We start from the raw sequence: 12,386 nt of genomic DNA on the forward strand, positions 1-12,386 counted from the left end.
TTCAGCATGGCGTTTTGGTGCCAATAATCAGAATCGCGATTTATCTACAAGGCAAAGTACCTATAATTTTCGGATGCAATTTTTACGTAACGTTTTTTAGACTAAGTATGACAAAATGCTATAAAGACGTTATTATTTCAATACTTGTTTACAACTGGAGTCTTTATGCCGTCTACGGGCCTTCATTTAGGTTTATCAACCCTATTTATTCGTAAAGGGCTGCTTAATGAAGAGCAGATGGCTAGTGCCATCACCAAATCCCGCCAAACGAAACAAGCCCTAGTCAGCACCTTAGTACAGGGCAAACTGGTCTCGGCCCGCGCCATTGCCGAGCTGTGCTATGAGGAATATGGCACACCGTTACTGGATTTAAATGAATTCGATATCGCCGCCATCCCCGAAGAATTTATCAATAAAAAACTGATTGAAAAGCACCGCTGCCTGCCGCTGTTTAAACGCGGTAATCGCCTCTATATTGGCACCTCCGACCCCACCAATATTGCTGCGCTGGAGGATTTTCAATTTAGCGCAGGCCTACATGCCGAAGCCATTTTGGTGGAAGAAGATAAGCTCGCTAAGGCGCTGGAAAAAATCCTCGAAGAGGATATTACCGGCCTAGATTTAGGCGGTATGGATGAGGCGGCACTGGCGGGGATTGAAATTACCGATACCGATAGGCGTAATGAGGAACCCACGGGGGATAGCAGTGACGATGCCCCTATCGTTATTTATATCAATAAAATCCTCACCGATGCCATTCGTAAGGGCGCATCGGACTTGCATTTTGAGCCCTATGAGAAACGCTACCGCATTCGTTTTCGTATCGATGGGATTTTACATGAGGTCTCGGAGCCGCCCATTAGCCTAGCGGGCAGATTATCGGCCCGTTTAAAGGTGATGTCAAAACTCGATATTGCCGAGCGTCGAGTGCCGCAGGATGGCCGGATAAAAATGAAGCTATCCCGTACTAAGTCCATCGACTTTCGGGTCAGCACCCTGCCCACCCTCTGGGGTGAAAAAATTGTAATGCGGATCTTGGACTCCTCCTCCGCACAATTAGGGATTGAAAAGCTCGGTTACGAGCCGGATCAAGAGAAGCTCTATTTAGAAATGCTGGCTAAACCCCAGGGGATGATCCTCGTCACTGGCCCCACGGGTTCGGGTAAAACCGTCTCCCTCTATACTGGGCTTAATATTCTTAATACCGAAGAGCGTAATATCTCTACCGCCGAAGATCCGGTAGAAATTAACCTCGAGGGTGTCAATCAGGTTCATATTAATTTAAAGGCGGGGCTGACCTTTGCCTCGGCACTGCGCTCATTTTTACGCCAAGACCCAGATGTAGTTATGGTAGGGGAAATTCGCGACCTAGAAACTGCCGAAATTGCCATTAAGGCGGCGCAAACGGGGCACTTAGTGTTATCGACCCTACATACTAACTCGGCGGCGGAAACCTTAACCCGTTTAATCAATATGGGCGTGCCCGGCTATAATATCGCCAGCTCAGTCAACCTGATTATCGCCCAGCGCCTCGCCCGTAGACTCTGCCCCGAGTGTAAACAGCCCGAAGATATTCCTGAACATGAATTGCTGCGGTTAGGTTTTAGTGAGGCCCAAATTACCCAAGGTTTTACCAGCTTTAAGCCCGTCGGCTGTGAGCATTGCTCCGGCGGCTATAAGGGCCGAGTGGGAATTTATGAGGTGATGAAAATGTCCGATGAAATTGCCCGCACTATTATGGAAGGCGGCAACTCGTTGCAAATAGCCTCCCAAGCTAAGGCCCAAGGCATGCGCGATCTGCGCCAATCAGGTTTATTAAAAGTGATACAGGGCGTAACCAGTATTGCCGAGATCAATAGGGTAACCAGTTTTTAATAAGGCTCGATCACAGAATGTCACTGCGTGACTGACAGAATACGGAACGCTACGCTCACCGAAAAACGTTAAAAATAGGCTTTATACTATAATACTGTAAGCGCAGCGTTCCGAACACAGTAAGGGCGCAGCCCGTTCTGTAAGCGCAGCGCTCCTCTTCGTTTTTCAACCTAACAGGATTATTTATGGCTACGGCAACAACAGTTAAAAAGCCCCGCGCCAAAAAGACGGAGCAAAAAGGCCAACCGAAAATTTATACCTTCGAATGGAAAGGGGTAAACCGCGATGGCGCCAAAACCGGGGGTGAGTTAAAGGGGGCGACAGTTGCAGAGATAAAAAGCCAACTTAAATCCCAGGGCGTCAACCCTAAGGTGGTGCGTAAAAAGTCCTCACCCTTTTTTGCTAGTAATCCCGATATTAAACCTATGGATATTGCTATGGTGACTCGCCAAATTGCCACTATGTTGGCGGCGGGCGTCCCCCTAGTGACCACCATAGAAATGTTAGGCCGTGGCCATGAAAAACTAAAGATGCGTGAACTCCTAGGCACAGTGCTTTCGGAAATCCAATCGGGTATTCCCCTATCGGATGCGCTGCGCCCCCATAGGCGTTATTTCGACGATTTATACGTCGATTTAGTCGCGGCGGGTGAGCACTCGGGTTCCCTCGATGCGGTATTCGATCGTATTGCCATTTATAGGGAAAAAGCCGAGCAATTAAAATCCAAAATTAAAAAAGCCATGTTCTATCCCTCTGCCGTCATCATAGTGGCCGTCTTAGTCACCACACTATTACTGCTCTTTGTAGTACCCCAGTTTGAGTCTATTTTTGCAGGTTTCGGTGCCGAATTACCCGCCTTTACCCAAATGATTGTGGGCATTTCACGGTTTTTACAGAGCTCTTGGTATCTCTTCTTCGCAGCCATAGCCATCAGTATCTGGTTATTTGTGCGCGCCCACCGTAACTCACAGGCCGTTCGGGACCGAGTCGATGAGCTAGTGCTTAAAATTCCCGTGGTGGGCGAGATATTGCATAAAGCGGCCATGGCACGATTTTCCCGCACCTTAGCCACTACCTTTGCGGCTGGGGTACCACTTATCGATGGGATGGAATCCGCCGCAGGCGCATCCGGCAATGCGGTCTACCGTAGAGCCCTGCTTAAAGTGCGCCAAGAAGTGATGGCGGGGATGCAGATGAACGTCGCCATGCGCACCACGGGGCTTTTCCCCGATATGTTGATCCAAATGGTGATGATAGGCGAAGAGTCGGGCTCCCTAGATAATATGCTCAATAAGGTCGCCAATATTTATGAGATGCAGGTGGATGATGCGGTCGATGCCCTATCGAGTCTGATTGAGCCTATTATGATGGTGGTGATTGGCACGCTCGTGGGTGGCCTCATTGTAGGTATGTATCTGCCTATCTTCCAAATGGGAAATATCGTAGGCTAAGGCTTCGCGACTTTAGAATGCCACTGCGTGGCTCACCGTTGACGGAACGGGCTTCGCCCTTACGGTAAGCACACGACTGCATGGATGCAGGAGGTAGAATAACGCAGGAGCAGTTATCGAGCGTTCCGTTATCCGTGAACTCAGTGTTCCGTAAGCATAATGTTTTGCTTTTTTCGTATTTTTGTAACTTCTCATAAGTAAGAGTATGACTGAATCTATCACTTTATTAGGCCAATCTTTTGAGCACGCTTTTGGCAATAGTCCTTGGCTTTTCGTAACCTTAAGCTTTATTTTTGCTGCGACTATTGGCAGCTTTTTAAATGTCGTTATCCATCGCTTCCCTGTGATGATGAAACGCGAATGGCAACAGGAATGTAATCAATATTTACAGGAATACCATGCCGATATCGTGAAACAAATCGGTATTGAAAAACTCAATAAACCCATAGATAACTACCCAGAAAAATATAACCTTATTGTGCCTGGCTCGGCCTGCCCTAAATGTAAAACCGCGATAAAACCTTGGCATAATCTGCCCGTATTAGGCTGGTTAATGCTTAAGGGCAAATGCGCCGCTTGCCACGCCCCTATCTCAAGCCGCTACCCTATTGTTGAATTAGTGACGGGTCTTTTGGTGGCCACCTTGGCCTGGCATTTGGGCCCGAGTTGGCAATTTGTCTACGCCTGTATATTAACTTTTGTGCTTATCTCCCTCACAGGTATCGATTTGGATGAAATGTTACTGCCCGATCAATTGACTCTGCCTATACTCTGGCTTGGATTGTTGCTCAATTTAAACCACACCTTCGCCAGCCCAACCGATGCGATCATCGGTGCTGTGGCAGGCTATTTAAGCTTATGGTCCATTTTCTGGCTGTTTAAGTTACTCACAGGCAAGGAAGGAATGGGTTATGGTGACTTTAAACTGCTGGCGGTATTTGGTGCATGGCTCGGCTGGCAGATACTCCCCCTTGTCATCCTGCTCTCATCCTTGGTTGGCGCAGTTGTGGGCCTCACTATGATTGTGGCTAAACGCAACCAACTGGGTAATCCCATTCCCTTTGGCCCCTATATCGCCGCCGCTGGTTGGATTGCTGTCATATGGGGACACCCCATAGTGGATTGGTATTTAGGGACGCTATAGAGCGGGCTTCGTCCTGCTAGGTGCTAGGTTCTAGGTTCTAGGTTCTAGGTTCTAGGTTCTAGGTTTTAGGTTCTAGCGGGAACATACGACAGCATGATTTATTGTGTTCCATACAAAATGTGCCATTCCCCCCTCCATGGCGGTCAGATGCAGGAGGTAGAATAACGCAGGAACAGTTATCGAGCGACGCCCTAGCACCAATCCTTCTTAGCTTATTAAGAGAGAGTTATGTCTAAATTTGTTGTGGGCCTTACTGGTGGCATTGGCAGTGGAAAAACGACTGTCGCCAATTTATTTGCCGCCGAAGGTATTGTTCTAGTCGACGCCGATATCGTTGCTAGGGACGTGGTTGCCCCGGGTTCAAATGGGCTTAAGGCTATTGTGGCGCATTTTGGGGCGGATATTTTAACCCCTGAGGACAGTCTCGATCGGGCAAAGCTTAGGCAACGGATATTTAGCCATGATGAAGAGCGGGAATGGTTGAATCAACTCTTACACCCTATGATCCGCCAAGAAATGCAAAAACAGGTAGAAAATGCGAGTTCACCGTACGTAATTATGGTCGTACCCTTGCTATTTGAGAATGGGTTAGATAGGTTAGTCAATCGGACTTTAGTGGTGGATATTTCACCGGATTTGCAAATTAGCCGTACCGTAAAACGGGACAATGTAGATGCATCTCAAGTAAATAACATCATTAATAGCCAATGTAGTCGCAGCGAAAAACTCGCAAGAGCCGACGACATTATTGATAATCAGGGAGAGATATCAACCTTAAAACGAGAGGTGCTAGCATTGCACCAACGCTATTTACACTTATCCGGTACAGATAACGCCCATGACTGACTTAGTTTACGAACAGCCACTAAACGAGAAAATTCGCAGCTATTTACGGCTCGAATACCTCGATAAGCAACTGCGTAACAATCTAAGTCATGACCACCAGCATAGATGTTTTTACCCACTGTTTTCCCTGTGCGAATTATCGGAACGCTGTGATTATCGCAATGAAGTCCTAAAAGATATTGAACGAAATCTACTGCAACTCTACAAATGGCAAGAGCTCGACCATGTAGATAATGAGCAGATAGCCTTTTATATTAATGCCCTCATACAAGCTCGCGATCCCCTGCAAAAACCTGAACGCTGTGGTAGCCAACTAAAACAAGACAGATTTTTATCCGCACTCAGGCAACGTTTTGGTATGCCAGGCGCTTGTTGTAACTTCGATCTTCCCCAACTGCATTTTTGGCTGTCTAAGCCATGGGAAGAAAGACAGCAGGATTACCTCACTTGGATTGCCCACTTTGAGCCCTTGCTCACACCCATCACCCTACTGCTGCAACTGACTCGCAGTACTGCACATTATGATAACGCTGTCGCCCATGCCGGTTTTTATCAAGGCGATAGTGCCCAAGCTTTATCCTTAGTTCGGGTTAAAATTGACGCCTCCCAAGGCTGCTACCCCACCATTAGCGGACATAAAAATCGCTATGCGATCCACTTTGTCCAATTCGATCAGCAACGTCACTCCGATAGATCCATCGATTTCTTACTAGCGACCTGCGCCTGAAGCCTTTACACTAACGACATTTGCGTGTCCCGCGAGTCGATGACTTCTGCATCCCTAGCCTGACTCGGTCGTACCATTTATGGTCCATTGGGTATAACCCGTTAGCATCGCGCCCCTACATCGAGAGAAATTCATTATGCCTTTAACTGTAAACTGCCCTATTTGCAAAACGCCAGTCGAATGGAAGCCAGAGTCCGAATTTAAGCCTTTCTGTAGTGAACGCTGTAAACTTATCGATCTCGGGGATTGGGCATCTGAAAAACATGCCATCCCCGTTAAGACGGAATTCGATCCCGAGGCCTTGGACGAATTTGGCTTCGATGACGATGCCTTCTTTAAGGAATAACCACGGCTAAGCCCCAACCCTCTAAGAGTAAAAGCCCATTATGACTAAACGTGTCCATGTTGCCGTCGGCATTATCCTCAATTCAGCCCAGCAGATTTTACTGGCTAAACGACCAGATCACCTGCATCAAGGGGGTAAATGGGAGTTTCCCGGTGGTAAAGTCGAGTCGGGTGAAACTGTGACTGAGGCCCTCATCCGCGAGTTAAAAGAAGAAGTGGCACTCAATGTCACCTCAAGCGAGCCTTTTATGGCCTTAAGCTATGACTATCCCGATAAACAAGTGTTACTCGATATTCACACTGTCAGCGATTTCTCTGGGGAAGCACAAGGGCTAGAAGGACAACAAATCGCTTGGGTAAACCAACATGATCTTATCGGCTACGATTTCCCCGATGCAAACAAACCCATATTAGACAAGATATTAGAAAAAGCTTCGCTTGCTGATAACGGATAACGGAACGTTCGCTGGCTCACTCACTGAACGCTTCGCTGACGGTCAAAGCTGAAACGATTACCGCGAGAGCGAAGCTCGTTCCGTGCCCTGTAAGGCCGTAGGCCGTTCTGTAAGCGCAGCGTCCTAGCAGCGAAGCGTCCTATCTTTACGTGATCCGGCTTACAGCAAATTAATAATGGCCTTTTAGAAAATCGAGATTGATGCTTGAATGCAGATTCACCATTCTTTTCTTCGATTTTGAGGGCATATCATGCACAATAATGTTAAAGCATTACTCACCACTACCGCCTTATTTTTTAGTTGTCAGGTATTTGCCAACGGTGGCTGTGGGTTTGAAGAACAACAACAGGGCTTGATTGCAACCTGCAGTGAGGAGAAACAAGAAGTGATTTTAACAGGCATAGTTGAAGCGCAGCATTTAGTCACAGAACTCAATGAATTTGCTGACGGTTATAAAAGCTATCAGGTGGATACGGCGGCTATTACCCCCCTAAAAAACATTATCGAACCCACGGAAATCATAGTGATCATCGGCACTTGGTGCCCAGATTGCCACCGTGAAACCCCACGTTTTATTCGTATCATGGAAGAAGTGGCTAACCCCAATATCCAAGTGACTTATATTGGAGTAGATCGCAGCAAGCAGGATCCCGAAGGGCTGGCAGCAAAGTACGAGTTTAAGCGGATTCCAACCTTTATCGTGCTACAGCAAGGTAAGGAAATTGGCCGTATCGTTGAACGTCCAACGGTCTCGCTCGAAAAAGATTTAGCCGAGATTTTAAAGTAATCTCAACCGAATAATGACAAAGGCCGCCAAGTGCAAACTTCGCGGCCTTTGTATTTTAATTCTAGCGTTGAGATTAAATTGCTTCTTCTAAAATCCGCTGCGCCAGCATGACTAACACGCCTTCACGCAGTGCACCACCCGATAACGCCAACTGCTCAATTCCCAAGAGTTCAAAGAGCGCGAGTAAAATCGCCACTCCAGCGGCAAACGTCGGCGCACGCTCGGCGCTTAGGCCGATAATCCCCGCAAGGCTGGCATCTTCCTCGGCAAGGATTTCCGCTTGAAGCTGTGTCAGCACGGCTAAGGTAATGGTTTCCGACAACTTACGGTGCATTAAGACTTCAACCACAGATTGCACCGCACCGGAGGCGCCGACGACACAATGCCAGCCAAGGTCGCGCAGTGTCTTTCTATGCTCAGCCAATGTCGCTAACACCTGCTGTTTCGCATCATCAAAGTCCAATTGCTGCAGGGGCATATTACTGAAAAACTGCCGATTATAGGTAACGCTTCCCATAGGCAAACTGGTTTTGAATAAGACTTGATGGCCATCACCAATAATAAACTCAGTACTAGCACCGCCAATATCGATCACTAAGCGACGTCCTTGCCCACAAGTGGTTGCGACCATACCCTGATAGATAAGCTCGGCTTCACGCATACCCGAAATAATGTCGATAGAATGACCTAGCAGAGGTAATGCTCGCCGATTAAACTCATCGGCATTATTGATGCAGCGAAGGGTTGCAGTGGCAATCACAGCGACATGATCTTGATGGATTTTATGTTGGGCTAACATCTGTGCAAACATGCTAAGACAATCGAGACCGCGTTGCATAACATCTTGATTTAACGTGCCATCCTCATCAATACCTTCTGCCAATCTCACCTTACGCTTATACTTAGCAATAATATGAGGCTGACCGCCTTTTGTTTTGGCGATCAGCATATTAAAACTATTAGAGCCTAGAGTAATGGCGGCATAAGCGGGTGTTGGCATTTACGAATGTCTACGAGTCCTGTCATGGCGAGGTGGACGTCCACCACTACGATGGGCACCTTGGGGACGCCCCGTTCCTGAACGCTCACGTAAATTACGGGTACCACTGGGATGCTTACGATGGATCTTGACGGGTTGCGGAATATCATCGAGCAGCGCCGCACTATCGTAATTACTCACAGGAATGGAGTGATTAATATAGCTTTCAATCGCCGGCAAGTTCAGTGCATATTCTTCACAGGCAAAACTGATTGATACCCCTTTGTTACCTGCGCGGCCAGTACGACCGATACGGTGCACATAATCCTCGCAATCATCAGGTAAATCATAGTTATAGACATGGGACACATCGGATATATGCAAGCCACGGGCTGCAACATCGGTCGCAACTAAGATATCTAACTGACCACTAGTAAACTGCTCAAGAATACGGATACGTTTCTTCTGCGGCACATCACCGGTCAATAATCCTACACGATGACCATCGCCCTCAAGCCAGGACCATAAATTTTCACAGCTATGCTTAGTGTTTGAAAAAACAATGGCTTTTTCAGGCCAGTCCTCCTCAAGCAGCGTCAGCAACAGGCGCATTTTATCCTCTTGGGAAGGATAGAAAATTTCTTCTTTGATGTTCTTGGAAGTTTTTTCTTCGGGGGCAATCTCAACCTTAACAGGATCATTCATATGATCGTAGGCCAGTTCCTGCACCTTCATCGATAACGTAGCCGAGAACAGCATATTAAGACGCTTATTCGCCTCAGGCATACGTCTAAATAGAAAACGAATGTCTTTGATAAAGCCTAAATCGAACATTCGATCCGCTTCATCTAATACCACAGCCTGAATCGAATTGAGACCGATAATCCCTTGGCGAACATAGTCAATAATTCGGCCAGTGGTACCAATCAGGATATCCACACCTTGATCGAGCACCTTACGCTGAACGTCATAACTCTCACCACCGTACACAATACCCACCTTCAAATGGGTATGTTTAGCCAGTAGAATCGCGTCTTTGGCGATCTGAATAGCCAATTCACGGGTCGGCGCCATGATAATGGCACGGGGCTGATTTAGTTGACGACCTTCAGGGATCGGCGTCGATAATAAATGGTTAAATGTGGCAACCAAAAACGCCATAGTCTTGCCAGTGCCCGTTTGGGCCTGACCAGCGATATCTTTTGATTGAAGTAATACGGGTAATGATAACGCCTGAATTGGCGTACAAAATTCAAAGCCGTTTTCTGCAAGAGCCTGTTTTACCTCTGGATGTAGAGGAAGGTCGGCAAATTTTTGGGTAGATAAATGTGTTTCGCTCATAGCGCAAGCATACCATTTGGGGTTGCAATAAGATACTCGATCGTTTGAAATAGCCACATTGTAAAAGGTAACTTGAAAAGCTATTTTTCAACCCCAATATACATGGTAAGCCATTAACAAACCAGCAATGGCAACCAAACTGGAGAACATCATGAGCGATAAAATTATATACCTGAGTGACGACAGCTTCGAAAACGACGTATTAAAGTCTGATTTACCAGTATTGGTAGACTTCTGGGCTGAGTGGTGTGGTCCTTGCAAAATGATCGCTCCAATCCTAGATGATGTAGCTGAAGAGTACGCAGGTCGTGTCACTATCGCTAAATTAAACGTTGATCAAAACAATGTTTCTCCTGCGAAATACGGTGTTCGTGGTATCCCAACTTTACTGTTATTCAAGAACGGTGAATTGGCGGCGACTAAAGTTGGCGCATTATCTAAAACTCAATTAAAAGAGTTTATCGACGCACAAATCTAATTTGTTGTCGTATTGAGTGACCTCCGGCACAGGCTATAAATTAATTGTGCCGGAATTCCCCTAAATTTCTGGACGCCTCGCTTTGTTAGTGCTACTTTAATAACCAGATTCTTTCTAACTAAACCACTTCTCGCTCGTCAATCACTATCCTGAATCACAAACTTTACTGATTGATCGCGGTAAGCTTTGTCGCGTAACACAAGACCCCCAAAATGAACTTAACTGAATTAAAAGACACGCCGATTTCTGACCTAGTCTCGCTAGCCGAAAATATGAAACTCGAAAATATGGCCCGCGCTCGTAAGCAGGACATTATTTTCTCAATCCTTAAAGCCCACGCCAAAAGTGGAGAAGACATTTTCGGTGGTGGCGTATTAGAAATACTCCAAGACGGTTTCGGCTTCTTACGCAGTGCAGACGGTTCTTATTTGGCCGGACCAGACGATATTTACGTCTCACCAAGCCAAATTCGCCGCTTCAACATGCGAACGGGTGACACCATTTTTGGTAAAATCCGTCCACCAAAAGAAGGTGAACGTTATTTTGCCCTATTGAAAGTCAATGAAGTTAACTTCGATAAACCAGAAAACTCCCGTAATAAAATCCTCTTTGAAAACTTAACCCCACTCCACGCAGAAGAACGTATGCGTATGGAGCGTGGCAATGGCTCAACTGAAGATATCACAGCCCGTATTCTGGATTTATGTTCGCCAATAGGTAAAGGTCAACGTGGTTTGATTGTTGCACCACCTAAAGCGGGTAAAACCTTATTACTGCAAAACATTGCTCAATCAATTACCTATAACAACCCTGAAGTAGTGTTGATGGTATTGCTGATCGATGAACGCCCTGAAGAAGTGACCGAGATGCAACGCCTTGTTAAAGGTGAAGTGATCGCATCAACCTTCGATGAGCCCGCCAGTCGTCACGTACAAGTGGCTGAAATGGTGATTGAAAAGGCTAAACGCCTCGTAGAACACAAGAAAGATGTCGTGATCCTGCTCGACTCTATCACCCGTTTGGCCCGCGCTTATAACACTGTTATTCCTTCATCGGGCAAAGTGTTGACTGGTGGTGTGGATGCTAACGCTCTGCACCGTCCAAAACGCTTCTTCGGTGCGGCACGTAACATCGAACACGGCGGCAGCTTAACTATTATTGCCACTGCATTGGTCGATACGGGTTCTAAGATGGACGAAGTGATCTACGAAGAATTCAAAGGCACAGGTAACCAAGAGCTACATCTGTCACGTAAAGCGGCAGAAAAGCGTGTATTCCCAGCCATTGACTTCAACCGCAGCGGTACCCGTCGTGAAGAAAAACTCACGACTCAGGAAGAACTGCAAAAAATGTGGATCCTGCGTAAGATCTTAAATCCAATGGATGAGGTCAGTGCAATGGAATTCTTGATTGATAAATTGGCTATGACCAAAACCAATGAAGAGTTCTTTACTGCTATGAAACGCGCTAAGTCTTAATCTCAGCGTCTATGTCTAGTCCTGAAATAAGTTGACACTTATTTCCTTTAAAACGCCTGATGTACTTCATCGGGCGTTTTGTATTTTAAGGCCAGATGCGGCCGTTTGCGATTATATATCGCCACCGACTCTGCAACCATTTTCCTCGCCTCCCTTAAATCCTTGGGTTGGCTCAGTAAATACTCGTTTTTGAGGATGCCGTTAACCCGCTCTGCGAGGGCATTTTGATAGCAGTCGTAACCATCGGTCATTGAACATCGGACACCGTATTGTCGATGCAGTTGCTGATATTCATCCGAGCAGTACTGCGAGCCCCTGTCCGAATGATGAATTAACGCTTCTGCTCCACGCCGCTGCTTAAGTGCTTGTGTAAACGCCTGTTTCACCGACGCCGTGCGCATATTATCTGCCACATGGAAGCCCACGATTTTGCGTGAGTAGGCATCTGTTATCAAACTCAGGTACTTCACCGTGTTGCGT

13 protein-coding genes are annotated in these 12,386 nt (G+C 46.7%); 10 read left to right on the plus strand and 3 right to left on the minus strand.

The annotated features are described in order from the left end of the window. Window positions 1–165 precede the first annotated feature (165 nt). The 8 genes from pilB to SOHN41_RS15480 all read left to right on the plus strand — a co-directional run bounded on the left by pilB (window position 166) and on the right by SOHN41_RS15480 (window position 7,630). Entirely contained in the window at window positions 166–1,875 is a 1,710-nt protein-coding gene (pilB, locus tag SOHN41_RS15445) for a type IV-A pilus assembly ATPase PilB (RefSeq protein WP_007650768.1), read from the plus strand. A 185-nt stretch (window positions 1,876–2,060) separates the two neighbouring features. Next, window positions 2,061–3,326 carry a type II secretion system F family protein gene (locus SOHN41_RS15450; protein WP_007650770.1) on the plus strand — a complete coding sequence of 422 codons (1,266 nt, stop codon included), beginning with the start codon at window positions 2,061–2,063 and terminating at the stop codon, window positions 3,324–3,326. Window positions 3,327–3,531: 205 nt separating this feature from the next. Then, window positions 3,532–4,470, plus strand: a complete 939-nt coding sequence (locus SOHN41_RS15455; protein WP_007650771.1) for a prepilin peptidase — start codon at window positions 3,532–3,534, stop codon at window positions 4,468–4,470. Window positions 4,471–4,698: 228 nt separating this feature from the next. After that, complete coding sequence (gene coaE / locus SOHN41_RS15460) at window positions 4,699–5,316, plus strand: dephospho-CoA kinase (protein WP_007650772.1); 618 nt, start codon at window positions 4,699–4,701, stop codon at window positions 5,314–5,316. Continuing rightward, complete coding sequence (gene zapD, locus SOHN41_RS15465; protein WP_007650773.1) at window positions 5,309–6,043, plus strand: cell division protein ZapD; 735 nt, start codon at window positions 5,309–5,311, stop codon at window positions 6,041–6,043. The genes coaE and zapD overlap by 8 nt, the downstream gene beginning before the upstream one ends. A 136-nt stretch (window positions 6,044–6,179) precedes the next feature. After that, a complete protein-coding gene (gene yacG / locus SOHN41_RS15470; RefSeq protein WP_007650774.1) occupies window positions 6,180–6,389 on the plus strand; it encodes a DNA gyrase inhibitor YacG in 210 nt (69 codons plus the stop codon). Window positions 6,390–6,429: 40 nt separating this feature from the next. Further along, window positions 6,430–6,843, plus strand: a complete 414-nt coding sequence (gene mutT, locus SOHN41_RS15475) for an 8-oxo-dGTP diphosphatase MutT (protein WP_007650775.1) — start codon at window positions 6,430–6,432, stop codon at window positions 6,841–6,843. Between the two features lie 250 nt (window positions 6,844–7,093). After that, a complete protein-coding gene (locus tag SOHN41_RS15480) occupies window positions 7,094–7,630 on the plus strand; it encodes a thioredoxin family protein (RefSeq protein ID WP_007650777.1) in 537 nt (178 codons plus the stop codon). Between the two features lie 73 nt (window positions 7,631–7,703). Here SOHN41_RS15480 and SOHN41_RS15485 read toward each other — a convergent pair whose 3' ends face one another. Both SOHN41_RS15485 and rhlB read right to left on the minus strand, forming a co-directional pair. Then, window positions 7,704–8,630 carry an exopolyphosphatase gene (locus SOHN41_RS15485; RefSeq protein WP_007650780.1) on the minus strand — a complete coding sequence of 309 codons (927 nt, stop codon included), beginning with the start codon at window positions 8,628–8,630 and terminating at the stop codon, window positions 7,704–7,706. Continuing rightward, on the minus strand, window positions 8,631–9,950 hold the full coding sequence (rhlB, locus tag SOHN41_RS15490) for an ATP-dependent RNA helicase RhlB (protein ID WP_007650781.1): 1,320 nt from the start codon (window positions 9,948–9,950) through the stop codon (window positions 8,631–8,633). Between the two features lie 151 nt (window positions 9,951–10,101). Here rhlB and trxA point away from each other — a divergent pair, with 151 nt between their 5' ends. Both trxA and rho read left to right on the plus strand, forming a co-directional pair. Further along, window positions 10,102–10,428: a thioredoxin TrxA gene (trxA, locus tag SOHN41_RS15495; RefSeq protein ID WP_037459347.1), complete on the plus strand. Its 327-nt coding sequence runs from the start codon at window positions 10,102–10,104 to the stop codon at window positions 10,426–10,428. A gap of 212 nt (window positions 10,429–10,640) precedes the next feature. Continuing rightward, window positions 10,641–11,906, plus strand: a complete 1,266-nt coding sequence (gene rho / locus SOHN41_RS15500) for a transcription termination factor Rho (protein ID WP_007650785.1) — start codon at window positions 10,641–10,643, stop codon at window positions 11,904–11,906. A 47-nt stretch (window positions 11,907–11,953) separates the two neighbouring features. Here rho and SOHN41_RS15505 read toward each other — a convergent pair. Continuing rightward, window positions 11,954–12,386: IS3 family transposase (locus tag SOHN41_RS15505; RefSeq protein WP_037459358.1), on the minus strand; the 433-nt coding region annotated here is incomplete at its 5' end.

The organism is Shewanella sp. HN-41, from assembly GCF_000217915.1.
In the GTDB taxonomy this organism is placed as follows: Bacteria; Pseudomonadota; Gammaproteobacteria; order Enterobacterales; family Shewanellaceae; genus Shewanella.

Excerpts from the sequence above, each read along its gene's own strand:
- rho (WP_007650785.1), top strand. The coding sequence starts at position 10,641 with ATGAACTTAACTGAATTAAAAGACACGCCGATTTCTGACCTAGTCTCG.
- SOHN41_RS15480 (WP_007650777.1), top strand. The coding sequence starts at position 7,094 with ATGCACAATAATGTTAAAGCATTACTCACCACTACCGCCTTATTTTTT.
- SOHN41_RS15455 (WP_007650771.1), top strand. The coding sequence starts at position 3,532 with ATGACTGAATCTATCACTTTATTAGGCCAATCTTTTGAGCACGCTTTT.
- trxA (WP_037459347.1), top strand. The coding sequence starts at position 10,102 with ATGAGCGATAAAATTATATACCTGAGTGACGACAGCTTCGAAAACGAC.
- rhlB (WP_007650781.1), bottom strand. The coding sequence starts at position 9,950 with ATGAGCGAAACACATTTATCTACCCAAAAATTTGCCGACCTTCCTCTA.
- pilB (WP_007650768.1), top strand. The coding sequence starts at position 166 with ATGCCGTCTACGGGCCTTCATTTAGGTTTATCAACCCTATTTATTCGT.
- yacG (WP_007650774.1), top strand. The coding sequence starts at position 6,180 with ATGCCTTTAACTGTAAACTGCCCTATTTGCAAAACGCCAGTCGAATGG.
- zapD (WP_007650773.1), top strand. The coding sequence starts at position 5,309 with ATGACTGACTTAGTTTACGAACAGCCACTAAACGAGAAAATTCGCAGC.
- mutT (WP_007650775.1), top strand. The coding sequence starts at position 6,430 with ATGACTAAACGTGTCCATGTTGCCGTCGGCATTATCCTCAATTCAGCC.
- coaE (WP_007650772.1), top strand. The coding sequence starts at position 4,699 with ATGTCTAAATTTGTTGTGGGCCTTACTGGTGGCATTGGCAGTGGAAAA.
- SOHN41_RS15485 (WP_007650780.1), bottom strand. The coding sequence starts at position 8,630 with ATGCCAACACCCGCTTATGCCGCCATTACTCTAGGCTCTAATAGTTTT.
- SOHN41_RS15450 (WP_007650770.1), top strand. The coding sequence starts at position 2,061 with ATGGCTACGGCAACAACAGTTAAAAAGCCCCGCGCCAAAAAGACGGAG.